This window comes from Haladaptatus sp. AB618 (genome assembly GCF_024136965.1).
Lineage (GTDB): Archaea > Halobacteriota > Halobacteria > Halobacteriales > Haladaptataceae > Haladaptatus.
The window spans coordinates 387,904-410,630 of sequence record NZ_JAMYJX010000001.1 but is presented as its reverse complement, the minus strand read 5'-3'; the positions used below and the strand labels follow the sequence as shown (position 1 = coordinate 410,630).

General features: G+C 61.1%; 25 protein-coding genes. 11 read left to right on the top strand and 14 right to left on the bottom strand.

The genetic code is table 11. From position 1 onward, the window contains the following. The first annotated feature begins 36 nt into the window (after positions 1-36). On the top strand, positions 37-450 hold the full coding sequence (locus NKF26_RS02125) for an Hsp20/alpha crystallin family protein (protein WP_253225078.1): 414 nt from the start codon (positions 37-39) through the stop codon (positions 448-450). Here the strand turns inward: NKF26_RS02125 and NKF26_RS02120 are convergent. The 4 genes from NKF26_RS02120 to NKF26_RS02105 all read right to left on the bottom strand — a co-directional run bounded on the left by NKF26_RS02120 (position 366) and on the right by NKF26_RS02105 (position 4,173). Beyond that, positions 366-1,235 (bottom strand): S1C family serine protease, encoded by an 870-nt coding sequence (locus NKF26_RS02120; RefSeq protein ID WP_253225077.1) that lies wholly within the window; start codon positions 1,233-1,235, stop codon positions 366-368. The genes NKF26_RS02125 and NKF26_RS02120 overlap by 85 nt on opposite strands. A gap of 91 nt (positions 1,236-1,326) precedes the next feature. Beyond that, the gene (metX, locus tag NKF26_RS02115; protein ID WP_253225076.1) at positions 1,327-2,520 is read right to left on the bottom strand and encodes a homoserine O-acetyltransferase; all 1,194 of its coding nucleotides are present in this window, start codon (positions 2,518-2,520) and stop codon (positions 1,327-1,329) included. After that, positions 2,517-3,824 (bottom strand): O-acetylhomoserine aminocarboxypropyltransferase/cysteine synthase family protein, encoded by a 1,308-nt coding sequence (locus NKF26_RS02110; protein ID WP_253225075.1) that lies wholly within the window; start codon positions 3,822-3,824, stop codon positions 2,517-2,519. The genes metX and NKF26_RS02110 overlap by 4 nt, the downstream gene beginning before the upstream one ends. A 103-nt stretch (positions 3,825-3,927) precedes the next feature. Then, complete coding sequence (locus NKF26_RS02105; RefSeq protein WP_253225074.1) at positions 3,928-4,173, bottom strand: hypothetical protein; 246 nt, start codon at positions 4,171-4,173, stop codon at positions 3,928-3,930. A gap of 42 nt (positions 4,174-4,215) precedes the next feature. Here NKF26_RS02105 and NKF26_RS02100 point away from each other — a divergent pair, with 42 nt between their 5' ends. The 3 genes from NKF26_RS02100 to NKF26_RS02090 all read left to right on the top strand — a co-directional run bounded on the left by NKF26_RS02100 (position 4,216) and on the right by NKF26_RS02090 (position 5,843). Next, a complete protein-coding gene (locus NKF26_RS02100) occupies positions 4,216-4,863 on the top strand; it encodes a DUF3267 domain-containing protein (RefSeq protein ID WP_253225073.1) in 648 nt (215 codons plus the stop codon). A 39-nt stretch (positions 4,864-4,902) separates the two neighbouring features. Continuing rightward, positions 4,903-5,112, top strand: coding sequence for a hypothetical protein (locus tag NKF26_RS02095; protein ID WP_253225072.1), 210 nt, complete (start codon positions 4,903-4,905; stop codon positions 5,110-5,112). Between the two features lie 143 nt (positions 5,113-5,255). After that, a complete protein-coding gene (locus NKF26_RS02090) occupies positions 5,256-5,843 on the top strand; it encodes a uracil-DNA glycosylase family protein (RefSeq protein ID WP_253225071.1) in 588 nt (195 codons plus the stop codon). Positions 5,844-5,980: 137 nt separating this feature from the next. Here NKF26_RS02090 and NKF26_RS02085 read toward each other — a convergent pair whose 3' ends face one another. The 8 genes from NKF26_RS02085 to NKF26_RS02050 form a co-directional block, all read right to left on the bottom strand. Continuing rightward, a complete protein-coding gene (locus NKF26_RS02085; RefSeq protein ID WP_253225070.1) occupies positions 5,981-7,543 on the bottom strand; it encodes a hypothetical protein in 1,563 nt (520 codons plus the stop codon). 151 nt (positions 7,544-7,694) lie between these two features. Then, positions 7,695-7,835 (bottom strand): hypothetical protein, encoded by a 141-nt coding sequence (locus tag NKF26_RS02080; protein ID WP_253225069.1) that lies wholly within the window; start codon positions 7,833-7,835, stop codon positions 7,695-7,697. A 95-nt stretch (positions 7,836-7,930) separates the two neighbouring features. Further along, positions 7,931-8,374 carry a universal stress protein gene (locus NKF26_RS02075; protein ID WP_253225068.1) on the bottom strand — a complete coding sequence of 148 codons (444 nt, stop codon included), beginning with the start codon at positions 8,372-8,374 and terminating at the stop codon, positions 7,931-7,933. A gap of 97 nt (positions 8,375-8,471) precedes the next feature. Then, positions 8,472-9,743, bottom strand: coding sequence for an inorganic phosphate transporter (locus tag NKF26_RS02070; protein WP_253225067.1), 1,272 nt, complete (start codon positions 9,741-9,743; stop codon positions 8,472-8,474). 69 nt (positions 9,744-9,812) lie between these two features. Then, positions 9,813-12,005, bottom strand: coding sequence for a PQQ-binding-like beta-propeller repeat protein (locus tag NKF26_RS02065; protein WP_253225066.1), 2,193 nt, complete (start codon positions 12,003-12,005; stop codon positions 9,813-9,815). A 54-nt stretch (positions 12,006-12,059) separates the two neighbouring features. Then, entirely contained in the window at positions 12,060-13,070 is a 1,011-nt protein-coding gene (locus tag NKF26_RS02060; protein ID WP_253225065.1) for a phosphate/phosphonate ABC transporter permease, read from the bottom strand. Between the two features lies 1 nt (position 13,071). Further along, positions 13,072-13,824, bottom strand: coding sequence for a phosphonate ABC transporter ATP-binding protein (gene phnC / locus NKF26_RS02055; protein ID WP_253225064.1), 753 nt, complete (start codon positions 13,822-13,824; stop codon positions 13,072-13,074). 71 nt (positions 13,825-13,895) lie between these two features. Next, positions 13,896-14,834: a phosphate/phosphite/phosphonate ABC transporter substrate-binding protein gene (locus NKF26_RS02050; RefSeq protein ID WP_253225063.1), complete on the bottom strand. Its 939-nt coding sequence runs from the start codon at positions 14,832-14,834 to the stop codon at positions 13,896-13,898. 147 nt (positions 14,835-14,981) lie between these two features. Between NKF26_RS02050 and hisH the strand changes: the two genes are divergently transcribed. Next, complete coding sequence (gene hisH / locus NKF26_RS02045; protein WP_253225062.1) at positions 14,982-15,641, top strand: imidazole glycerol phosphate synthase subunit HisH; 660 nt, start codon at positions 14,982-14,984, stop codon at positions 15,639-15,641. Positions 15,642-15,652: 11 nt separating this feature from the next. Here hisH and NKF26_RS02040 read toward each other — a convergent pair whose 3' ends face one another. Continuing rightward, the gene (locus NKF26_RS02040) at positions 15,653-15,997 is read right to left on the bottom strand and encodes a hypothetical protein (RefSeq protein WP_253233947.1); all 345 of its coding nucleotides are present in this window, start codon (positions 15,995-15,997) and stop codon (positions 15,653-15,655) included. 262 nt (positions 15,998-16,259) lie between these two features. Between NKF26_RS02040 and NKF26_RS02035 the strand changes: the two genes are divergently transcribed. The 3 genes from NKF26_RS02035 to NKF26_RS02025 are packed head-to-tail and all read left to right on the top strand — an operon-like array spanning position 16,260 to position 19,498. After that, positions 16,260-17,366 (top strand): tRNA (guanine(26)-N(2))-dimethyltransferase, encoded by a 1,107-nt coding sequence (locus NKF26_RS02035; RefSeq protein WP_253225060.1) that lies wholly within the window; start codon positions 16,260-16,262, stop codon positions 17,364-17,366. A gap of 57 nt (positions 17,367-17,423) precedes the next feature. Beyond that, entirely contained in the window at positions 17,424-18,650 is a 1,227-nt protein-coding gene (locus NKF26_RS02030; protein ID WP_253225059.1) for a YhjD/YihY/BrkB family envelope integrity protein, read from the top strand. A 20-nt stretch (positions 18,651-18,670) separates the two neighbouring features. Beyond that, on the top strand, positions 18,671-19,498 hold the full coding sequence (locus tag NKF26_RS02025; protein WP_253225058.1) for a phosphatase PAP2 family protein: 828 nt from the start codon (positions 18,671-18,673) through the stop codon (positions 19,496-19,498). Here NKF26_RS02025 and glnA read toward each other — a convergent pair. Further along, positions 19,495-20,865, bottom strand: coding sequence for a type I glutamate--ammonia ligase (glnA, locus tag NKF26_RS02020; protein WP_253225057.1), 1,371 nt, complete (start codon positions 20,863-20,865; stop codon positions 19,495-19,497). The genes NKF26_RS02025 and glnA overlap by 4 nt on opposite strands. A 124-nt stretch (positions 20,866-20,989) precedes the next feature. Between glnA and lrp the strand changes: the two genes are divergently transcribed. The 3 genes from lrp to NKF26_RS02005 all read left to right on the top strand — a co-directional run bounded on the left by lrp (position 20,990) and on the right by NKF26_RS02005 (position 22,664). Further along, positions 20,990-21,448, top strand: coding sequence for an HTH-type transcriptional regulator Lrp (gene lrp, locus NKF26_RS02015; RefSeq protein WP_066140578.1), 459 nt, complete (start codon positions 20,990-20,992; stop codon positions 21,446-21,448). A 42-nt stretch (positions 21,449-21,490) separates the two neighbouring features. Next, positions 21,491-22,150 carry a helix-turn-helix domain-containing protein gene (locus tag NKF26_RS02010; protein WP_253225056.1) on the top strand — a complete coding sequence of 220 codons (660 nt, stop codon included), beginning with the start codon at positions 21,491-21,493 and terminating at the stop codon, positions 22,148-22,150. A 184-nt stretch (positions 22,151-22,334) separates the two neighbouring features. Next, complete coding sequence (locus NKF26_RS02005; RefSeq protein WP_253225055.1) at positions 22,335-22,664, top strand: ArsR family transcriptional regulator; 330 nt, start codon at positions 22,335-22,337, stop codon at positions 22,662-22,664. The last annotated feature ends 63 nt before the right edge of the window (positions 22,665-22,727 follow it).

Here is a 22,727-nt window from a genome sequence, read left to right as displayed (position 1 = left end):
TATCTCAGCGAGCGTCTAATACATTCGGTGATTGTCATGGAACGATACACTCCCTTCGAGGACATGGACCGAATGTTCGAACAGATGCGCGCCCGCATGTGGGGCACGAGCGACCTGCGGCAGGACCTACAAAGCCACTCCCACGGCGGCACGCACTTGGACCTGAAAGAGCACGATGGTGAATTCATCCTCGTGGCCGACCTCCCCGGATTCGAGAAGGAGGAAATCGAAGTCTCGTTCAACGACGACGCGCTGACCGTCGCCGGAAAACACGAGGTGTCGGGTGACGACTTCAGCCGTGCCCGCGAACTCTCGGAACGCGTGACCCTGCCCAAGTCGGTCGAAAAGGACGGCATCGAGGCGACCTACCGCAACGGCGTCCTCGAAGTCAGGCTCCCCATCGCCGAGAAGGAAATTGACGACGGCGACCGCATCGAGATTTCGGACTGATTTTTTCGGGCGTCACGGACGAGCGGCGGCACCGTCTTTCGGAGCATCCGCGACGAGATGGCGAAGCCGAGGTTCTCCCCGCCGACGATTCCGGCGGTGTTGACGCCGACGACCCGGCCGTCACAACTCACGAGCGGGCCGCCGCTGTTACCCGGGTTGATGGCCGCGTCGGTCTGGACGACGCCGGAAATCGTCGCTCCGTGGCGCGACGGCAGCGTCCGATCGACCCCGCTGACGACGCCCTCCGTGATGGTTCCCTGCAAGCCGAGCGGGCTACCGAGTGCGGCGACGGCTTGCCCGGGTTCGGCCTCTCCTTTTGCGATCGGGAGGGTATCAACGTAGGACGGAACGTTTCGAACCCGCAGTACCGCGAGGTCGCGCTTCGGTGCGGTGCCGACGACTTCCGCATCGCGCATCTGTCCGTGATTGAACTGAACGCGAAGCCGAGTCGCATCGGCGACGACGTGGTTGTTCGTGACGATGTAACCCGTCGAACCCGAGCGTTCGTAGACGAACCCCGAACCTTCGCCAGCGCCGCGCGGCGTTCGGACGCCGACGGAGACGACCGAGTCGATGCTCCGGTCGTAGAGCGCGGGGAAATCACAGGTCGCGGTCCGTCCTTCCGCCTGCGTTTGCGTATCCTCCACCTGCGTATCCTCCACCTGCGTACCCTGCACTTGCGTACCCTGCGCCTGCGCGGTCACGTTCGGAACGAACGCGACGCTACCGAGGGCGAGCGAAACCACGACGAGTGCGACGAGCGGCCGCGACGGTCGATTTCCCATCTCGAACGTTGGACGACACGAATGTTAATGAGTGCCACGGCCGACCCGGAGCGGGCCGCGTCGGGAAAGACAGCAGAAGAGAGGCTTCGATTCACTGTGCGAACAGGCTGGCGTGAACCGGCGCGAACCGTCCGACGTCGTTCGACAGGAACCGCCGAATCGGCGGACCGACGAGGTCGGGTTCGGCGAGGAAGGCGTCGTGGCCGTGGTTGCTATGGAGGGAGCGGTGCGTGACTTCGACACCGGCGCGTCGGAACGCGTCCGCGAGGTGGTCGGACTGTTCGACCGTGAAGTGCCAGTCGCCGGAGAACGAAACCACGAGCGCTTCCCCGTCGAACTCCGAGAGGGCTTCGGTGTCCGAGTCATGGCCCGCGGCGAGGTCGTAGTTCTCCATGGCGTTCGTGAGATGGAGATAACTGTTGGCGTCGAATCGCCGGACGAACTTTTGTGCTTGATAGTCGAGATAGCTCTCGACGTCGCGGTAGGAGTCGGTTGCGAAGTCGGCGGTTTGGCCGTCGTTCTCCTCGCCGCTGGACGGGAACGACCGGGGCTGACAATCGGCGAGGTCCCGGCCGAACTTCTCGTCCATCGATTCCTTCGAGAGGTAGGTGATGTGACCCAGTTGGCGAGCCAACGCGAGGCCTGAATCGGGGTGGTCGGGGTAGTAATCGCCGCCCTGCCACACGGGGTCGGACGTAATCGCTCGGCGTGCGACTGCCGACAGGCTGAGCAGTTGCGGGTCGAGGCGTGCCGCCGTGGCGACGGGAACCACGCGCTCGACGCGGTCCGGGTATCGCTTCACCCATTCGAGGGCGTTCATGCCGCCGACGCTTCCGCCGATGACCGCACGAAGTCGGTCGATGCCGATGTCGTCGAGCAGTCGCCGCTGCGCTCGCGTCCAGTCGCCGACGGTAACGGTCGGGAAGTCGGAGCCGTACGGTTCGCCCGTCTCCGGGTTCGTGCTCGCCGGGCCGGTGGTTCCGTAGCACGATCCGGGGACGTTCACGGCGATGACGAACTGCTCGTGGGTGTCGATGGGTTTGCCCGGGCCGACGACCTCGTCCCACCAGCCTTCGCCCTGTCCGTCCACCGACCCGGTGACGCGATGACTCCCGGTCAACGCGTGGCAGACGAGGACGGCGTTGTCGCCGGTGAACTCGCCGTGGGTTTCGTACGCGACTTCGAGTTCGGGAAGGCGCTCGCCGCATTCGAACTCGAACGAACCGAGCGAGCGTGACGATCCGTTCGAAATTCCGTCGGCCGACGAGGTTCCCGAATCGGTCATCGTGTCGGTTCCTCCGTTCGCGTCGTTGTCGCCGTCTCGATTGCGGCGTCGATGTCGGCGAGGATGTCGGCCGGGTCCTCGATGCCCACGGAGAGTCGAATCAGGTCGCGGGTGACGCCCGCCGCGCGCTGTTCGTCGGGCGAGAGTTGTGCGTGCGTCGTGCTCGCGGGGTGAATCACGAGCGTCTTCGCGTCCCCGATGTTGGCGAGGAAGGAGGCGAGTTCGACGTCCTCGCAGAACGTCTTGCTGGCCTCGAACTCGCCGAGGCCGAAGGCGATCATACCACCGAATCCGCCCGACAGATACCGCTCCGCGGTGTCGTGCGTGCGGTGGTCGTCGAGGCCGGGGTAGGCGACCCACGACACGTCCTCGTGGTCGGCGAGGTACTCCGCGACGATGGCGGCGTTCTCGCAGTGGCGGTCCATTCGAAGCGGGAGGGTTTCGAGTCCCTGCAGGGTCTGCCACGCGTCGAACGGGGATTGCTGGTTGCCGAGGCTTCGAACCGAGCGGAGTCTGGCGGCGGCGGCGAGCGGCGCGTCGGAGAAGTCCTCGGAGAAGTTCACGCTGTGATACGCGGGGTTCTCGCCGCCGATTTCGGGGTAGTCGTCCGCGTCCCAGTCGAAATCGCCGCCATCAACGAGGACGCCGCCGACCGTCGTGCCGCTCCCGTGGAGCCACTTCGTCGTGGATTCCCAGACCGCGTCCGCACCGTGTTCGAGCGGGCGACACAGCGCGGGTGTTGCGAAGGTGTTGTCCACGACCAGCGGGACGCCGTGTTCGTGGGCGATGTCGGCCACGCGTTCGAAATCCGGCGTGACGAGCGACGGGTTGCCGACCGTTTCGACGTGGACGAACGCCGTGTCGTCGTCGATTTGCTCCTCGTACGCCTCGTAATCGAGCGTGTCCACCAGACGGGCGTCGATTCCCCGGCGGGACGCGGTATGAGAGAAGTAGGCCGTCGTGCCGCCGTAGGTGTCGGTGGAGAGGACGACGTTATCGCCCGCTTCGGCGAGGACCAGCGTCAGGGAGTCCAGCGCGGCCATACCGCTCGCGGTGGCGACCGCACCCGTTCCGCCTTCGAGCGAGGCGATGCGGTCCTCCAGCATCTCGACGGTCGGGTTACTCAGGCGGGAATAGATGTGGCCGTCCCGCTCCAGCGCGTACAGTTCGGCGGCGTAGTCGGCGGTTTCGAACTCGTAGGACGTGGTTTGATAGAGTGGGGGCGCAACCGCCCCTGTCGCGGGGTCCGGACGTTGCCCCGCATGAACGCTCCGAGTATCGAACCGGGGCTGGTCGTTGCTCATGTGTAGTACGCATATTTCCCCAGAATTTTATAACCAATAGTTACGGCAACCTTTGCAGATCATGAGAACCCATGACATGGGGTGGGGAGCCAATCGTCCGAGCTCATTCGTATTTCGGGGTGAGACGCACGAGCAGTGCCGCGATGACGATAATTCCGCCGCCGAGGAAGAGGATAAGCGTCGATCCGTGCCCGGATATGGAAACGGCACCGACGAAGCGGGAGATTTCGATGACGAACAGGAGGATAACCGCCGCGGTGAGCCAGTTCAGCTTTCGACGTATCGCCGCGAGGTTAGGGTCCGGAGTGGGATCAGGATCCGGAGCGGATTCGGAATCGGGGTCGGCCATGCGTAAAGACGGTCGTCTTTTCGACATAATTCCATCGAAGCGATGAGTCCGATCGTCGCCGTCCGCAACCGTCACGAAAAGGCGAAGACCACGGACCGCCATCCGAGCACAATGAGCGCACCGGACATCCCCGCCGGATATCGACCGCCCGAACTGTTCACCTACCCGTCGAGATTCCTCGCGGTCGCCTCAATCCTCGCCCTCGTCGGTTCCGTCGTCGGGTTCGGTGCGCTCCTCTGGTTGTTGCAGGGACGGCCAGAAGGCGGTTCGATCACCTTCGGCCTCGTCGAACTGGTCGTCGCGTTCCTCGCAGTGGTCGGTACGTTCGTCATCCACGAAGCGATTCACGGACTCGTCTTTCGACTGCTGGGTTACCGCGTCTCCTTCGGGTTCGCTGCAGGCGTCCCGGCGCTCTACACCGCCGCGTTCGACCAGTTCGTCACGCGCCGGGACAACTTGCTCACCGGAATCGCTCCGCTCGTCGTCGTGACCGTCGTTGGGGTTCCCCTGCTCGCCGCGCCGATTCCCATCGCGCTGGTGACCTATCTCGTCCTCCTCGTCAACACCTCTGGCGGGGTGGGCGACTGCTACATGGCGTGGCGGCTATGGCGACTGCCCGACGGGACGCTCTGTTACGACGCCGACGTCCAGCACAGCTACCTCTTCCGCCCCGCGAACCCCGGGCCGTGAACGACACCGCTATAGCCCCCGAAAAACACGTACGAACCGATGCGAAAGCGAACGTTCACGTTGCTCGGTCTCGGCGCGTTCGCGCTCACCCTCGTCAGTTTCGTTCTGCTCGGCTTCGGACGACTTCTGCTCTCCTACCGAACCGCCCGTTACCTCTCCGCGCCGACGATGTTCCTCGCCTTTGCACTTCTCGTGGGACTGTTCGTCTACTCCGTGTTGGTGTACGTCGGCGTCGCTCAACTGGAGTAAGAAAACCATCGACGAATATCGAGACCCACCATCTCGCAACTGTAATCGAAAGCGACGAGTACGGACTGCCCACTCCCGCTCTCCGCTCGCTTGTGGCGGCGTAGGCCGAGGTTACTTAGTGTGTCCCGTTCGTTCGAGCGAGCATGGGAACGATGGATGGCTTGAACGTCACCGACTGTACGCGCTGTTCGGCGCTGGTCGAGTGTCGGAGCCAAATCGTCAACGGAGTCGGCCCGGAGGACGCGGACGTGTTGTTCATCGGGGAAGCGCCCGGCGCACGGGAAGACGAAGGAGGCGAACCGTTCGTCGGTCGGAGTGGGTCGGTGCTGGACGAGAAACTCCGCGACAGGGGGCTGTCGCGGGCGGACGTTCGAATCACCAACTGCGTGCGTTGTCGGCCGCCGGAGAACCGCGATCCGACGAAGGAGGAACTCGGGAACTGCCGGGAGTATCTGGAGCGGGAAATCGAACTCGTCGATCCGGAGGTCATCGTCACGCTCGGGAAGGTACCGAGTCAGCACGTCCTCGACAGGGACGTGGCCGTGACGAACGAAGCGGGGTCGATAGAAGCCGTCGAACTCGGCGGGGCGAAACGGGACGTACTCATCTGTCTGCACCCGGCGGCCACGCTCTACGACCGGAGTCAGGAGTCCACGTTCGAGAACGCACTCGACAAAGCGGCGACGATGGCGGGGTCGAACGGCGGCCAGTCGAACCTCGGCGATTTCTGATTTCTGACGGGGAAGGGTGTCGTCACTAGGGGGTGGGAAAATAACGGAAAGAAAACGATCACGGAGGCGAATGAAGCGTCGTGGCGGAGACGAATATCGGCGTTATCTATGGCGTAGTCGACTGAACCGGGGTCGGTTCAGTCGCACTTTTTGTGGTGTTTGTGCTTGTGGTGGTGCTTCTTCCCGTCGCGGCAATCGTCGTCGTCGTGGTGGTGGCGTTTCTTGCCGTCTTCGCAGTCGTCGCCCTGGTCGCCCTTGTTGCCGGAATTCGATTCGGCGTACTGGACGTTTTCGTTTCGCTGGTAGTTCAGCTGTTCCGCCGTCGCAGTCCCGTCGTTCGCGGAGAAGGCGACAGCGCTGTTCTGTTCGTTCACGTTCAGCTGCCTGATGTACTGTTCCTGCTCGACGTCGGAGAGGGCGGTCTGTTCGTTGACCTGTTTGCCGCCGTTGTCGTAGGCGACTGCCCACGAACCGTCGCCCTTCGCGTCCGTTCCCTTGGTCACGCCGTCGAGCTTGTACCAGCCGTCGTCGACGTTGACGGAAGTCGCCGACGCGATCTGTGCGTTGAAGTTGCCCTGGTAGCTCGCCTGCGTGGCCTTCGATTCGCTGTTACTGAGCGCGATAGCGACCGCGGCTTTCTGGGAGCTCCTGTTGAGCTGGCTGACGGCTTGGAACTGATCGATGTTGGATTCGGCACCCTGCTCGTTCGCCTGTGCCGACCCGTCCGAGCCCCGTTTCACGTCCGAATCCGAGTAGTCGCCGGTCATGTTGGCCGTCGCCATGAACTCGTCGACGAGTTTCGGGTCGAAGTTCAGCGCGGCGGCGCTCGCTATCTGCTGGTTCCGGTTGAACTGACAGCTCACCTGCCACGCTTTCGCCTTGCTGGTCTCGCCGACTGCGACTGCGACGGCGACGCCCTGTTGGTTGTAGTTCAGTTGATCGACTTCCTGTGACTGGTCGACGGACGAGTCGGCGTTCTGGTCGTCGCCGTTGCCGACGTTTGCCGCGAGGGCTTCGGCGTCCTGAACGTTCTTGTTGATCTGGAAGCTTCGCTGGTACGACCGGGCGTAGCTGCTGTCCTCGGCGAGAGCGATCGCGAAGTTCTGGCTGCTGATGTTGGCCTGTTCGACGTCCTGTTCCTGATCGATCTCGGCTTCCGCGTTCTGTTCGCTTTCGTATTCGTGGCCGCTGACGACCCAACCGGAGAAGTCGCGTGACTCCGTCTCGTGTGCGAAGACGATGTACACGTCCTTGAGGTCGGTGAACGTCCGCTGTTTTTCTTCAGCGCTCGCGTTGATCGACCACGCCTTCCCCATTTGCTGGTTCTTGTTGTGCTGGTAGGTGCGCTGAATCGCGCTGGCGTTCCCACCGTCGATCGAAATTGCGACCGCCTTCTGCTGCTGATTGACGTTCAACTGGGAAACGTCCTGATACTGGATGACATCCGATGAGGATTTCTGCGAACTCGAATGCACGTCGCTCTTGTGATCCGCGAGCCACGATTCGAGGTCCGTCGAGCTGGTGTCCACACCGAAGATGAGATAGACGTTGTCCCCGTTCGCGCGAACGGTGTCGCCCGATACGGCGTTCGCCACATCGGGGACCCTGCTCACAGCACCGGCAGTGATACCGGCAGCCGCGATTCCTTTCAAATAACCTCTGCGTTTGACGTTGTCGAGAGAGCGGTTGTTTCCTCGCATAGCGCATCCTGGTAAAACAGCGATTCACATTTCGTTATGAGCTACCTGATAAGAATACTACTCGAGTAGGAGCTCACTATAACCGAAATCGCGGCAAAAATTTCGTCCAGATGGATAGATATATGTCTATTAAATAAACGTATGAGGATCGTTACACGCCATCGATGGGATACGATAGCAAATCGAGCGCGCGTGAAAATGGTGAGTAGTGGCCCTCGGAAGTACCGTCGTCGGCGCTACGCTCGGTTCGATTAGTGGAGACGTGACGGGTGAGCGCGTCGTTTGCGGCCATCGCTGGTGGAGTCGAGGAGGGCAGGACGTGGAAGCGATGGAGTTCGACCCGGCGTCGTCACTCCCGCTCTTTTCGTCACCGAACCCCAAACGACCTCAGCGAACGACCGTCACCATCATCGGCGCACGGCGCATCACCCTGTCGGCGACGGACCCGAGGAGGATGTGTGAGATGTCGTCGCGTCCGTGGGTTCCGATGACGATGTGGTCGATATCGTTTTCGCGCGCGTAGGTGAGGATTTGACGGGCGGGCTGTCCCATCTTGACGACGCTTTCGATCGGAACGTCGTCCGCTTTTTCCCGTAATCCGTCGTGGAGTTCGTGGGCGCGGTCCCACTCCTTCTGATACCACTCCTGTGAGTAAGCGGGCATCCCCGCTTTGCCGAGCGGTGACTGGTATCCCGGTGACAACGGGTCGATGTCGAACGGATTGACGACGGTGATGAGGGTGAGTTCCGCGTCAGGTATTTCGAGTGCGTACTCGAACGCTTCTATCGATTTGGGCGAACCATCGAGCGGAACGAGAACGTGTTCGCTCATGGAACACGAGACGGCAGACGGGAGGTAAAACGATTTTCTCTGTCCCAATCAGGAACCGCATAAAAACGAACCCATCGATCGCGCAGAACAAAACCCATCAGGTGTGCAGGATGAACTCGAAGATGAGGAACGACCCGACTGCCGAAAGCGTCGGCGAGAGTACCCAAAGAAGGACGATACGGCTCGTCGCCGCCGGGTCGAACAAGTTCTCCGCGGCCAGTTCCTCGACGCTCTCCTCGCCGATAGGCGCGACCTGACCGGGTTCACCGCCGTCCCGCGCCGCGGGCGGTTCGGGTGCTTCCCCCTCCGCCATCTCGCCGATCGTCGGGCCGGGCGGCACCTCGGTTTCGCTCGTCTCGGCGATCAGTGCACCCGATGAAAGCTCGGCAACTGGCGTTTGCTCCCCCTGTATCGCGGCATCCGCGACCTCGGCGACCGTCACCGCTCTGCTCGCTCGTCCCCATCCGAGGCCGATGATACACGAGGTGGTGCTGACCGCGAGACTCGCCGGAATTCCAAGCCGTGAAAGGATCGTGATGATGGTCGCACCGATGAGCGAAACGATGAGCGCCGCCAGGATCGGCAGATCGGTAATCCCGTCGCTGATGGTGTCGAGCGTCCGCCGAGCGATGGTAAAGCCACCGAGACCGATCGCACCGATAGCCAGCAGGATTCCCTGACTCGCCGTGATCGATCCGTTCCCGATGAGCGGTGCGACGGCGTTCGCCGCGTTCGACGCACCCGCACTGAACCCCATGTAGCAGGCGATGATGAGCACCGAGGCCGCACCGCCAGCCTCGCGCCCACCGACGCCACTGCCCAGTTCGGGTCGCGGAATCGACCCCGAACGGTCGAACGTAATCAGCCCACCCTCGATTCGCGAGAACGAGAAGTGAGCGTCGAGATACGGATAGAGATAGCGGCCGACGATCAACCCGATGAGGAACGCCGAGAGCGGTGCGACGATCCACGCCGAAACGATGGTGAACATCAGCGATTCGTTGAGCGAGTTCGTCGCCAACCCCAACCCGACGATCGCGCCGACGGCCGTCATCGACGTCGACGCAGGGACGCCGAACAGGTTCGAGATGAGCAGTGCAAACCCGGCGAAAAAGAGGACGACGATGCTCGTCCCCAGCGTGAACTGGCTGGCCGGGACGATACCGTTGCTCATCGTCTCGATGACGTTCCTCCCGACCGTCCAACCACCCCAGAGCGCAAAGCCCGTGAAGAGTGCCGCCGCTCCGACCTTCCCGATGATTCTACTTCCGACCGCGGGACCGAACGCGACCCCGGTCGAGGAACCGCCGATGTTGTAGCCGACGAACACGGCGACGAACAATCCAACTAACAGTAGTACACTAACCACGCTGTTCCCCCCAATCGTACAACGGGAGCGAGGACTATCCCTTTTGCCCGTCCGAATCAGCGTCCAAACTCACGCACGAAACGCCGCCCAGCGGAGCATGTCGTCGAACGCCACGACCGACTCGTACCTGTCCGCGGGGTCCTCGGCCATCGCTTTCGAGATGATTTCGTACAGGTCCTCCGAGACGGGGTCGTCACGGAGCAACTCGAACTCCTGTGGACCCGCCTGTGCCAACATGACTTCCCTATGTTCCGGGTCGAGGGCACGGAGTGACCCTTCGTCCGGACTTTTTCCGGTCAGAACGAACGCCGCAATCGCACCGAGACGGTACACGTCGGTTCGTTCGTCCGCTTCCGTTCCCGCGACCTGCTCCGGCGCATCGTACGGCGACGGGTCGGCCGAGTCGCGGAACTCGACGAGTTCGGATCCGAGTTCCCAGTCGGCGACGAACGCGTCGTCACCGTCCAAGAAAACCGACGCCGGTGTCAGGCCCCCGTGAATCACGCCGTCGGTATGGGCGTCGTGAACGACCGTACTCGCCGCCGAAAGCGCGTCGAGTCGCTCCGGGAACGGCCGGTCGGAATCCGCGAGCGAACCGTCCTCGTAGTACGGCAGTTCGATGCTGTCGCCGTCGATTTCGAGCACCGGCACGACGCCGGGACGGTCGTTCAGTTCCGCCCACCGTTCGACCGCCGAGCGGAACGTCCCGGCGACCCGTGGCTCGGCCAGTTGTCGTTCGGCGACGAGTTTCGGCCCGTCGTCGGTCCGTTTTCTCACCCGATACGTCTCGGTGAACTCGTCCGCCGAAAGCCGTTCGAGGCGGCCGTACTCCAGTTCCGGTTCCGCGGCCGATTCGACGGCGGCCGCCGTCGAATCGTCGTCGTCGTTGAACCGTCGGTAGGCCGCGAACGCGGCCGTTCCGACGAGGATTCCGGACAATCCCAGCCCGGGAGCGGACGTGAGAAATTCGCTCGTCCCGTCGACGGCCGTGTCGAGCAGCGAGTGGTGGCGCTCGAAGGTGTAAAGACCGTCGTACGTCCCGAAGAAGACGTTGTCGTACGTGACGAGCATGTGCATGCCCCTCCTCGCCGCGGAAAACGACCACTTCAGGGAGCCATCTTCGGCGGAGAGGACGTAGAGCGTTTGCCCGATCATCGAGTATACCTTCCCGTCGCTGACCTCGGAAACGGTGGAGTAGTAGTCGGCCTGCGTCTCCGTCTCGAACGTCCACGCCTTCGTCCCATCCGTGTTTATCGCGGAGAGCACTCCATCTCCACTGACGCCGACCACCAACCCATCGGCGACGACGGGGTCGCTAGTGATGGAGTGGACATCGTCGTACTGCCACTCCACCGACCCGTTCTCCGGGTCGATGGCTCGTAGCGTCTCACCCCACAGGTAGACCCGTCCATCCTCGACGGTCGCGGTACCGCTGCCCTGCACCGACCACAGTTCGTCGCCGTTCTTGCGGTCGAAAGCGACGAACGAGCCACCCCTACGACAGAATATCCCCTCTTCGGTGACGGAGGACAAATTGATGTTCGAATTCTGTTGTTTCCATTGTTCGGACCCGTCCTCGGCCGAAAGCGCGTAGAGGCCGCTTTTCACTCGGAAATACACGGTGCCGTCGAGGAGGAAAATCTCGGAGGCGTAATCCCCCGTCACTTCGTAGGTCCACGCCTGCTTCCCGGAACTCGTGTCGAGCGCGACGAATCGCGCGTCCTGCTCCGCGAACAGATACACGTGACTGTCATCGACCTTTACCATGGAGGACGCGGCGGACACCGAATTGTGCCACTGTTCGTCCCCCGTCCGTAGGTCGAGCGCCACGAACCGCCGGGATGACCCGTCACCCCGTTCGAGTTGCGCCGAAAGATAGACCGTCCCATCCTCGACGACGGGAAGCGTCACCGGAAAAAAGTCGTCGTTGGACCATTTCACGGAACCGTCGTCCGCGTTCAACGCCTGAAGCGAATAGCGTGACCCTTTGCGGTTTCCGCTCAAGTAGGCGCTGAGAACGACGAGTAACCCGTCCTTCTCGGCGATAGGATAAACGAATCGAACCGCCTCTTCGTCGTCGGAAGACGAGTCGTCCGGATTCTCGGGAAACGTCCAGTCCGGTTTCGGTGCGTCCTTCGAGGACGTGGTGGTGCCTATCGTGGTCGTCGTCGTTTGAGCATCGCCGAGACCGACGGCCGTCCCGAGCGTTCCGGCGGTCGCCAAAAATCCGCGTCTGGAGAGGGAGGAGGGCGAGGGATTCATACACGAACCCAGTTGACGGAGTTATTTATAGTTGGAGATTTGGAACGAGTGACGTTAATTTTTGTTGCCGGAACCGAGCCAACGACTCGTATCTCCGAGTCCCCGTATCGTCTCGAAGAATCCCGAGCGTTCGTGTTCGCCCGGGCGGAGGCGGGCACGAATGCGTGAGGAGAGAAGTTCGACGGTCACGACGATGACGACGACCGTGACGAGTCCCGCCGCCGCCCGGGCGTACGAGGCGGAACTCACGGTCTGCAGGCGGAGGTGGATGTACATCCCCAGCCCACCGGCACCGACGACACCGAGGCTGACGGCGATTCGGGTGTTGATTTCGAGGACGTAGAGCGTCCACGCGATGAACGAGTTCGACACCTGACTGAGCATGCCGAAGATGACGACCTGCGGGCGCTTCGCGCCGGTCGATCGAATCGCTTCTATCGGCCCGTTGTCGATCTCTTCGAGTTCGTCGGTGAACAGCCGTCCGAGGTTGCCGATGGTGTCGGTTGCGATGGCGAGCACCGCGCCGTACGGGTTGATGCCCGTCAGCGGGATGTAGATGAGAACCCAAACCAACGCCGGAACCGCGCGGATGGTACTCATCGCCCCGCGGAAGATGAAGTTGAACGGGAACGGGGTCACACGCTCGGAGCCGAGGATACCGAAGATGAGCGCGAGCGGAAACCCGATCACGGTACCACAGAAGCCGACGAGAATCGTCACGAACGCCGCCGAAACCAGTACGGAGCCGCTCGAAACGGACGCGTCGGCGATGGTGCTAACGAAATACTGTGGATGTGTGAAACTGATCCAGATCGCACGAAGGCCGCCGATATCGTGCTGGTGAGTGTAGCTCGTGAAATCGACGAAGTTGGGTTTGAGAAACGCCCCGATGAAGTTGATCCACGTTCCGAACTGGCGAACGAGGTCCGCCAGCAGGAAGCCGAGATAGGTCATCCCCAAGCCGGTTATCAGAAGGACTGCAAGGATTCCCAAGCCGCCGGATATTCGCCGGATGCGCTGTTCGTGTTCGATTCGCTGTTTGATTTCGGTGATGTCCGTAGCCATGTTATGCGATGTTGTTGATGGCCGAATCCTCCGGTGATTCGCCGTAATAGATCCGGTCGACGTCTTCCATCGTCAGGTCGTCTTTGCTGCCGTCGAACACCACGTTCCCGTCCCGAAGTCCGATGAACCGCTCGCCGAACTCGCGGGCGATGTTGACTTGGTGGAGGCTCACGATGGAGGTGAGATTCCGTTCCTCCGCCGCACGCTTCATGTAGTGCATTACGTCTTGGGCGGCTTTCGGGTCGAGACTCGCGACCGGTTCGTCGGCGAGCAGGAGTTGCGGGTCCTGTGTGAGGGCGCGAGCGATGCCGACGCGCTGCTGCTGGCCACCGCTCATGCTGTCCGCTCGTTGATTCGCTTCTTCGAGCAACCCGACGGTTTCGAGCGACCGCAACGCCATTTCCTTGTCCTCCTCGTCGTACCGTGTGAAGACGCTATCGACCGTGTCGGTCCGGTTGAGCGCCCCGGTGAGCGCGTTTCGATACGCGCTCATGCTTTCGACGAGGTAGTGCATTTGGAACACCATCGCCACGTCGCTACGGGTACCCGAAACCCGGTCGTCGCCGATTCGAATCTCCCCCTCCGTCGGCCGTTCGAGGCCATTCAGAAGCCGAAGCAACGTCGATTTCCCCGCCCCGGACGGACCGAGAAGGATGACGAACTCCCCGTCGGGAATCTCGAACGAAACGTCGTCGAGCGCCACCGTTTCGCCACCGTAAACCTTGGTGATGTCCGATACCGTTAATGATGCCATATTAGTATTTGAACGAAGTCCTAAAAGCTAATAGTTTATTATCTACTGTCGTTGTTCGATTCTCGACAGGGTTAGTTCTTGAAGATGTCCTCGCCGTAGCCGAGTTTGTTGGCCACCTTGACGACGGGTTGGTACGTCGAGGCATCGACCTTCTTCACGCCATCGAACCAGATGTCGTCGTCGGTGTCCTTCTTGCCGTCCGCTCCGTAGTACATCTTGTCCGGTGCTTTGGTGAAGGCCTTCGTGATTTTCTCCTTCTCGTCGTCGGTGAGTTTCGGGGAAACCATGATCGGCGCACGCGGAATTTCGGAGCGAATATCGAGTTCCTTGACGCCTTCAACGTAATCGTTCGTGTCGTAGTCCCAGACGATGAACCGACCGACACCGGCGGCGTCGGCTTGGCCGCTTTTCAGCGCATTGTACGCCTTGTCGTGGGTGGTCCACGTCGGCTCGAAGTCCGCACCTTTCGGGTCACCCGGGGAGTCGGGAATGGAAAGTCCAGCCTCTTTGAGCATGGACAACGGGTAGAGCGACCCGCTGGCGCTCAGTGCATCGGCGAATGCGATTTTCTTGCCTTTCAGGTCCTTCAGCGACGAGATGTCCGAATCCTCGCGCGTGATGATCACGCTGTAGTACGTCCACGTTCCGTAGGCGTGGCGCTGAAGGATGATATCCGCGCGGTCGTTTTTGACGCCGAGTGCGGCGGCGAACGGACCGCTTTCCGCGACGTCCGCCGTCCCGCTGTCGAGCGCGGTGAGCGTCGCACTGTAGTTGGCGGCGTACTTCATGTTCACGGTGTCAACAGCGTCGATGTAGTTGTTCAGACGCTTTTTGATGGGCGTGTACTGTGCCATCATCTGTTCCTGTGGCTCGGTCGGAGACATCAGGAACTTGATTTTACCGTCCTTGTAGGCTTGCTTTCCGAAGGTTCCGATACACCCGGCCATGCCCGAAAGGCCGACGAGTCCCGCCGTACTCGCGGATTTGATGAACGTGCGTCGATTTACCATCTGAATACATGTTATTCTTTCTGTACTTGTAGGTTAAATCTTCCTATTCAAACCATTTGGCCCAACGGTGTGATACATAGTCACGATTAGAGGTCAAATTTCGCGCAAACGCGAAACAGTTTGTAGATCGAGTTGGTAGATGACGGTATGGAAGCCAGTACGCACGCAAAACAGCGTACCGCGTCCGTCGTCGTGGTCGATTACGGACTCGGAAACCTCCGGAGCGCCGTCAGCGGCCTCGAACGCGCGGGAGCGGACGTCGAGATTACCGACGACCCCGCCACGTTCGAGGCGGCGGACGGCATCGTCCTGCCGGGCGTCGGCGCGTTCCGCGAAGGAATGGAGAACGCCGGACCGTACCGGGAGGCGCTCGCCGATGCCGCGAACGACGGAACGCCGGTGTTCGGCATCTGTCTCGGGATGCAGATGTTGCTGACGACGAGCGAGGAAGCTGAACACGCCGGGGAAGGCGAAGTCACCGGACTGGACCTAATCCCGGGAACGAACGTTCGGTTCACCGGGGAACAGAAGGTACCGCACATGGGCTGGAACGAACTCTCCGTCGAACGTGACCACCCGCTAGTCGAGGGTGTCGACGGCGAGCACGCCTACTTCGTGCACTCCTACTACGCCGTCCCCGAAGACGACGACGCGATAGTGGCGACGACCGACTACGGGACGGACTTCCCGAGCGTCATCGCCGACGAGTCGGGAACCGTCTTCGGCACGCAGTTCCACCCGGAAAAGAGCGGCGAGACAGGGCTGAAAATCCTCCAAAACTTCGTGGATATCTGCCAGCAGTCCTGAGCGACAGAAGCTTACAGGAACTCGCGCACGTCGGAGTACCACATATCGTGGTGGTCCATCGCGTCTATCCGCTGCGCGATTTTGGCGGCGAGGACGTGCCAACAGAGTTCGGTCGGGTCGTCCGGATCTAGATTGTATTCGCTATCCCGGCAGGTACAGCCTTCCTCCACGATGTACTCGTCCTCGAACCCGACGACCACGACGAAGTCTCGATATTCCTTGACCCGCCGCTCGGACACCGCTTCGATGGCCTGCCGACCCCTGTCGTCGTGAACCGAGAGGATTCGGCGGACGACATCCGGCGTGAGCGACCCCACCTCGGCCAGTTCGGATTCCCACGCCTCGACGCTGTTCACAGTATCAACTCCGCGGGCGTCAGTGAACGGTCGATGGCGGTGGAAACCGAACGCACGGACCATCGGTTCGGAGGGGCGAAATAAACCGGTTCCGATAGCGACGACGAAAAGCGGCTGGTTAGCGTAGGATCGGCGGGCGTGGCTTTCGCCCAGTTTCTGCGATCCATCGGTTCACAGTACAGTTCCCGGAGGCTCATCTCCGACGTTCCCGTCGTCGCCCGTAACCCGCATTCCTTTTCGGGGCTGAACGCCGACTCGACGTATGAATGTCCGCGAAGGGAACGTCGAGGTGGAGGTCCCCGAACAGGAGGGGGACGCCATCATCGACGACGTGTTTTTCAACCCGGTGCAGGAGTTGAACCGCGACCTGACGGTCGCGGTCCTGCGAACGTACGTCGACCGAGAACCGCGAGCAGAGTACTACCTCGATGCGATGGCGGCCACGGGGATTCGGGGCGTCCGCGCCGCCGAAAACGGCTGGAACGTGACGTGTGCCGACATCGACCCGGACGCCATCGAACTCTGTCGGGAGAACTTCGAGCGCAACGACCTGCCGGGCGAAGTGCTCCACAGGAACGCCAACGCGCTCATGCACGAGGAGGTGTTCGACGTGGTGGACATCGACCCGTTCGGAACGCCGATCCCGTTCGCCGACGCGGCGTTCGCCAACACGCGCGATCTGGTCTGTGTCACGGCGACGGACACCGCGCCGCTCTGTGGCGCGCACTTCCACAGCGGGGTTCGAAAGTACGGCGCGACCCCGCGCAACACGGACTACCACGCCGAGATGGGCGTCAGAATCCTCCTCTCCGCGCTGGCCCGCACCGCCGCCCGGTACGACAAGGGCGTCACGCCGCTGTTGACCCACGCGACGAGCCACTACGTCCGAACCTACCTCGAACTGGACGAGGGCGCGACGACCGCGAACGGTGCCATCGACGAACTCGGTCACCTCTATCACTGCGAGGACTGTCTTCACCGCGAGCACGAGTACGGCCTCATCGCGAACCCACCCGAAACCTGCCCGGCGTGTGAGAGCAACCGCTTGCTGACCGCGGGTCCCGTTTGGCTCGGCCCGACCCACGACGCCGACTTCGTGGACGCGGTCGCCGAGAACGTCACCGAGGAGATGGGTACCGCCAAGAAGGCGAACAAACTCCTGACCCAACTTTCGGGCGAACTCCACCGACCGACCCACTACGACCAACACCGACTCTGTAAGGAGTGGACGCGCTCGGCCTCGGGCATGGACGAGTTCCTGGAGCGCCTTCGGGATGCGGGCTACGAAGCCTCCCGCACCCACTACGGCGGGACGACGTTCAAGACGCCCGCGAACGTCGCCGAGATTCGTGCGGCGACGCGACCATAGGTGACAGGTGAGCGGTAGTGGCCAACGCTTTTGGTTGAATTCGCCGAAGTACACCCCGTGAATATCGGAACTACGGCACGGGAAACCGTCGGTTACGCGCGTGAACAGGAAATCACGTTTCTCGCGGCGGGGATCGCCTACTACGCCTTCGTCTCGATCCTTCCGGCGCTGTTGTTGGCGCTCGCCATCGCGTCGTTCGTCGGCGGGGACGCGTTTGCGAATCACGTCGTCGGGACAGTCCAAACGCTTCTCTCCCCGAAGGCACAGGACATCGTTCAGAATTCGCTCTCCAGCGCTTCAGGACGTGGAAGCGCGACGGTCGTCGGTTCTCTCGTCCTCGTTTGGAGTACCCTGCGGGTGTTTCGCGGATTGGACGAGGCGTTTTCACGGGTCTACGGCGTGAACGTCGCGGAACCGTTCACCGAGACGCTGACCGATGCGGGTCTCGTGTTGGCCGTCATCGCCGTGGGGGTCGCGGGCGTCGCGGTGATCAACATCCTCCTTCCGTCCATGGCGTGGCTGCCGTTCGAGCGGACGCTCACGTCGATCGCCCTCCTGTTCGTGTTGGTTCCGGTGTTCTTACCCCTGTACTATTTCTTTCCCGACACCGACGTTACGGTCCGTGAGATACTTCCCGGAACGATATTTGCGACACTCGGCTGGACGGCGCTCCAAGCGGTGTTCAGCATTTACGTCGATTCAGCGGCGCAGTTCTCCGCCTACGGCGTTCTCGGCGGCGCGTTGTTGTTGGTCACGTGGCTCTACCTCGGCGGCATCGTCCTCCTGTTCGGCGCGGTCATCAACGCGGTTCTCGCGGGACGGCATTTCAGGAAAACTAAAGGCGTGGCAGGCACCAGGGAAAGACAGCAGGAAGTCAAAGGAGAGGACATGACCGACGATACAGAGCAGTCCGCACCGGACATCCTCGACCTCCGAGACGACGTGGAACGTCTACAGTCGGAGTTCGAGGAGTTCGAACACGATGTCGATGAGCGCACAGTTCAGAAATCCAAGTTGGAGTCGGAACTGAAGGGATACGTCCGGAGGCGGATGCGCCGTGGGCACGCGCGCGGATGGGGTCCGTATCTCGTTCTCCTGTACGGGACGGCGATGACGCTCGGCGCGTTCTGGTGGCTCAAAAGTTGGTGGGCCATCCTCGCCATGTTCATCATCTGGCTCTCGACGCTCGGGCTATACACCCTGATGATGCTCGTCGGGTTCGGCGTGAACGCCGCGATGGTCCCCGGACGCGTCGGCGGTCGGATTCAGGACTGGCGCTCGTAATCATGTCCCGTGGTTTGGGTGTGGTGGAGTTCTTCCATCAGGTATTACCGCATTGGATACCGCAGGTGTTCGCCTACGTCACCCAACTCGGTAATGCGGGGCTGTTTTTCGTCCTCGGTGCGCTGCTCTACTGGACCAACGACGACCGCGAGAAGTACGGATTCCTCCTCGCCGCGACGTTGGGCGCACTGTCGTTGACGCTCGCGCTGAAAGGGTTTTTCGCGCTGGCACGGCCGCCCGAGACGTATCACGTCGTGAATGCGTCGGGATACGGCTTTCCGAGCGGTCACGCGCTCGGTTCGACCGTGTTTTGGGTCCTTCTCGCGCTGACGTTCGACCGCTGGAGCAGAGCGACACGGTTGGCGGTTGCGGGCGTCATCGTTGCGCTCGTCTGCCTCGCACGACTCGTTCTCGGCGTTCACTTCACCGTCGACGTGATCGCGGGCGTCGGAATCGGCCTCGTCTATCTCGCCGTCCTCATCGGTGGCTTCAAGCGACGGCCGAGGCCGGCGTTCGCCCTCGCCGTCCTCTGGGCCTTCGCGGCGCTCTGTATCGTTATCCTCATGCCACCCGTCACTGCCGCACTCGCGGAAACCGACCTGGTGGATGCCGTCACCGCATTCGGCGGGACCATCGGGGCGTTGATCGCGTGGGAGTCGGTCGGACCACCGGACGGAACGGTGTCCCGTCCGACGGCCGTCGTGGGGCTTTTTTCCCTCGGTGTCCTCTCGTACATCGGACTCCGAGCATCGCTGCCGCTCGCCGCCATCTTCGCCATCAACGCGGTAGTACAGGGTGGAATCGTCGCGTATCCAAAAATAGTTGGACGGAGAGGGATTCGCGCTTAGAACTTCTCCAAGTACTTCTCTTTCTCCCAGTCGGAGACGAACACGCGGTAGTCGGCGTAGTCCGCACGCTTGGCCTCGATGAACTTCTCGGTGACGTGCTCGCCGAGTCCTTCGGTGACGACGTCGTCGGCTTCGAGCGCGTCGACTGCTTCGTCGAGCGAACCGGGGAGCGTCGTGATGCCGTACTCCTCACGCTTCTCGTCGTCGAACTCGTAGATGTCCTCGCGGACCGGTTCTCCGGGGTCGGCGTCGTTTTCGATACCTTCGAGCCCGGCCGAGATGACGGCGGCGAGCGCGAGGTAGGGGTTGCACGACGGGTCCGGACTCCGGATTTCGAAGCGCGAACTCGCGCCCGCAGCGTCGGGGACGCGGATGAGCGCCGAGCGGTTGGTGTCGCTCCACGCGACGTAGACGGGTGCTTCGTAGCCGGGAACGAGACGTTTGTAGGAGTTGACGGTCGGGTTCGTGACGGCGGTGAACGCCTCGGCGTGGTTCAGGATGCCGCCCATGAACTGGTACGCGGTCTCGGAGAGGTTGAACTCGTCGTCGGGGTCGTCGAACGCGTTACCGTCCTCGTCGAAGAGGCTGATGTGGCTGTGCATACCCGAGCCGTTGATAGCGCTGATCGGCTTGGGCATGAACGTCGCGTGAATGTCGTTCTGTTCCGCGACGGCGCGGACGACGGCACGGAAGGTGGCGATGTTGTCCGCTGCAGCGAGTGCGTTCTCGTACTTGAAGTTGATCTCGTGCTGACCGTCGGCGACTTCGTGGTGGCTGGCCTCGATTTCGAAGCCCATCTCCTCCAGCGTGAAGATGATTTCTCGGCGGACGTCGCTCGCCATGTCCTTGGGTGCGAGGTCGAAGTAGCCGCCCGAGTCGTGCGGGACGGTGGTCGCGTTTCCGTCCTCGTCCTTGTCGAAGAGGAAGAATTCGGGCTCGGGACCGATGCTGACGGTATATCCCATCTCGTCCGCACGGTCGAGGACACGCTTCAAAACCTGGCGTGGACCGCCGTCGAACGGCGTTCCGTCGGTGTTGACGACATCACAGATGAGACGTGCACTTGCGGAGTCACCGTTGGAGCGCCACGGGAGGACAGCAAACGTGGATGGGTCGGGTTCGAGACGCATGTCGCTCTCCTGAATGCGAACGAATCCTTCGATGGACGAGCCGTCGAACCAAATGCCCTCCTCGAACGCCTTTTCGACTTGGTGGGCCGGGATGCTGACGTTTTTCACCGTCCCAGTGATGTCGGTGAACTGGAGACGGACAAAATCGACGTTTTCGGTCTCGATTGCGTCGAGAACTTCCTGTTCTTCAGCGGATAACCCTGTATCCTTTTCGGTGGCAATATTTCCGTCTGTCATCTTTATAGACACCGTATGCAAATACATCCACCATTAAAACAGTATCGGTTAGTCAACTGTACGATTTAGACCTAGAATTGGATATTCGTTAAATTCTAATGGGTGGAGCGAGTTGGTTGGTGTAATGACGTACGAAAATCTGGATGCGAAACTCGTAAACGAACTACTCGGCGACGGACGAGCGAGTCTCCGAAGCCTCGCGGAGGAACTGGACGTCTCGGTGACGACGATTTCGAACCACTTGACCCACTTGGAAGAACAGGGGGTCATTCAAGGGTACTCTCCGCTCGTCGATTACGACGAGTTGGGATACGACGTGACGGCAGTCGTCCAACTGAAAGTCGAAGGGAACGCCCTGCCAGAAGTGACCGAACGGTTGCAAGACCATGATCAGATGATAAGTGTGTACGAGGTTACCGGGGACTATGATATCATCGCCATCGGCAAATTTACCGACACGGACGGAATGAACGAACAGATCAAGAAGCTGCTCATCGACCCCGATATCAAAGAGAGTAACACGAGCGTCGTGCTCAACGCTGCGAGCGAGCACGAACAGTTCAAACTAGACGAGTCCCGGTAACCGACCAATACTACTTAGACCCCGGGGCGAGTTCCACCGGTCATGAGCGTCATCGCGGAGTTTACGATACGTGCTCCGGACCTCGTTCTTACCGAGACGCTCGAAGCAGTTCCGGAAATGACCGTCGAACTCGAACAGCAGATGGCGAGCACGGCAGGGTCCGCGCTCCTCATCATTTGGGCAACCGGAGGGAGTTTCGACACGTTCAACGATTCCCTTCACGCCGACCCGACGATCGAGTCATACTCCATCGTCGAAGAGATGGACGTTCGGAAACTCTATCGGCTTCGACTGGAACGGGAGTCGATCCTTCCCGTCTATCCTACCTATCAGGAACTCGGTGCGGTTCCGATGGCGGGTCACGGCGCGTCGGGAACGTGGACGCGACGGGTCCGGTTTCCGGAGCGATCTGCCCTGGTCGAATTTCAACAGTTCTGCCGACGAGAGCACGTCGATTTCTCCCTCAAGCGACTGTACACGCCGGGCGACAACGATACGGCGTTTCACCTCACCGGGCCACAGCGCGAAGCCCTCGTCGCCGCCTACGAATCCGGGTATTTCGAAGTTCCTCGTGACGCCACCCTTACGAACCTGAGTTCCACGCTGGACATCAGCAAACAGTCCGTTTCGGAGCGTTTGCGACGGGCACAATCACGCCTCGTCGAGAACACCATCCTCGGAGAAAAGGGTAAACCACGATAGAACCGAGAAAAGTGTTTTTCTCTTTATTGTAGTAAAAAAGAGATTCGTGGCAGGATGAAAACGCGCAATAAAAAGCCTGAAATATAAGGCCAAGGTTCAGATCGATTCGTGCGAATACATTCTAGTACATAGATATCCAGCGACGGGAGATACCAGTAACTACGAATTCCACGATATTCCACCGATGCCCTCACTAGACAACGTCGATAGGCCCGCACCGTCCGTCATCTTCTCCACACTGGCGAGTGCACGACGCCGAGTCGTGCTTCGAGAACTCATCAAGAGTGGCCCATCGTTGACAGTAACAGCCCTCTCGGAGAAAATTTCGGACGAGAACCCGGATACCGACGCCAGGCGTATTTTTGCCCAGTTACATCACAGCCATCTCCCCAAGCTCGAAGATTCGGGAATGGTCACAGTCGAGGACGATGTCGTCACGCTCGGAAATTGCATCGAAGTCATCGAACCGTACCTGGTGCTGGCGGAACGATACGAATCGATGCGCGAAAAATAACGTTCGAAACGGGAGTTCGTTTCGATCGTCGAATGGGCAGTCGTCGCTTCTATGGGGTGAGGT

What these genes read in the sequence shown, in the direction of transcription:
- NKF26_RS02010 (WP_253225056.1), top strand. Translation starts at nt 21,491, where the DNA reads ATGAGCGTCATCGCGGAGTTTACGATACGTGCTCCGGACCTCGTTCTT.
- NKF26_RS02065 (WP_253225066.1), bottom strand. Translation starts at nt 12,005, where the DNA reads ATGAATCCCTCGCCCTCCTCCCTCTCCAGACGCGGATTTTTGGCGACC.
- NKF26_RS02060 (WP_253225065.1), bottom strand. Translation starts at nt 13,070, where the DNA reads ATGGCTACGGACATCACCGAAATCAAACAGCGAATCGAACACGAACAG.
- phnC (WP_253225064.1), bottom strand. Translation starts at nt 13,824, where the DNA reads ATGGCATCATTAACGGTATCGGACATCACCAAGGTTTACGGTGGCGAA.
- glnA (WP_253225057.1), bottom strand. Translation starts at nt 20,865, where the DNA reads ATGACAGACGGAAATATTGCCACCGAAAAGGATACAGGGTTATCCGCT.
- NKF26_RS02110 (WP_253225075.1), bottom strand. Translation starts at nt 3,824, where the DNA reads ATGAGCAACGACCAGCCCCGGTTCGATACTCGGAGCGTTCATGCGGGG.
- NKF26_RS02050 (WP_253225063.1), bottom strand. Translation starts at nt 14,834, where the DNA reads ATGGTAAATCGACGCACGTTCATCAAATCCGCGAGTACGGCGGGACTC.
- NKF26_RS02075 (WP_253225068.1), bottom strand. Translation starts at nt 8,374, where the DNA reads ATGAGCGAACACGTTCTCGTTCCGCTCGATGGTTCGCCCAAATCGATA.
- NKF26_RS02095 (WP_253225072.1), top strand. Translation starts at nt 4,903, where the DNA reads ATGCGAAAGCGAACGTTCACGTTGCTCGGTCTCGGCGCGTTCGCGCTC.
- NKF26_RS02105 (WP_253225074.1), bottom strand. Translation starts at nt 4,173, where the DNA reads ATGGCCGACCCCGATTCCGAATCCGCTCCGGATCCTGATCCCACTCCG.
- NKF26_RS02100 (WP_253225073.1), top strand. Translation starts at nt 4,216, where the DNA reads ATGAGTCCGATCGTCGCCGTCCGCAACCGTCACGAAAAGGCGAAGACC.
- hisH (WP_253225062.1), top strand. Translation starts at nt 14,982, where the DNA reads ATGGAAGCCAGTACGCACGCAAAACAGCGTACCGCGTCCGTCGTCGTG.
- NKF26_RS02085 (WP_253225070.1), bottom strand. Translation starts at nt 7,543, where the DNA reads ATGCGAGGAAACAACCGCTCTCTCGACAACGTCAAACGCAGAGGTTAT.
- NKF26_RS02125 (WP_253225078.1), top strand. Translation starts at nt 37, where the DNA reads ATGGAACGATACACTCCCTTCGAGGACATGGACCGAATGTTCGAACAG.
- metX (WP_253225076.1), bottom strand. Translation starts at nt 2,520, where the DNA reads ATGACCGATTCGGGAACCTCGTCGGCCGACGGAATTTCGAACGGATCG.
- NKF26_RS02035 (WP_253225060.1), top strand. Translation starts at nt 16,260, where the DNA reads ATGAATGTCCGCGAAGGGAACGTCGAGGTGGAGGTCCCCGAACAGGAG.
- NKF26_RS02120 (WP_253225077.1), bottom strand. Translation starts at nt 1,235, where the DNA reads ATGGGAAATCGACCGTCGCGGCCGCTCGTCGCACTCGTCGTGGTTTCG.
- lrp (WP_066140578.1), top strand. Translation starts at nt 20,990, where the DNA reads ATGACGTACGAAAATCTGGATGCGAAACTCGTAAACGAACTACTCGGC.
- NKF26_RS02005 (WP_253225055.1), top strand. Translation starts at nt 22,335, where the DNA reads ATGCCCTCACTAGACAACGTCGATAGGCCCGCACCGTCCGTCATCTTC.
- NKF26_RS02080 (WP_253225069.1), bottom strand. Translation starts at nt 7,835, where the DNA reads ATGGCCGCAAACGACGCGCTCACCCGTCACGTCTCCACTAATCGAACC.
- NKF26_RS02090 (WP_253225071.1), top strand. Translation starts at nt 5,256, where the DNA reads ATGGGAACGATGGATGGCTTGAACGTCACCGACTGTACGCGCTGTTCG.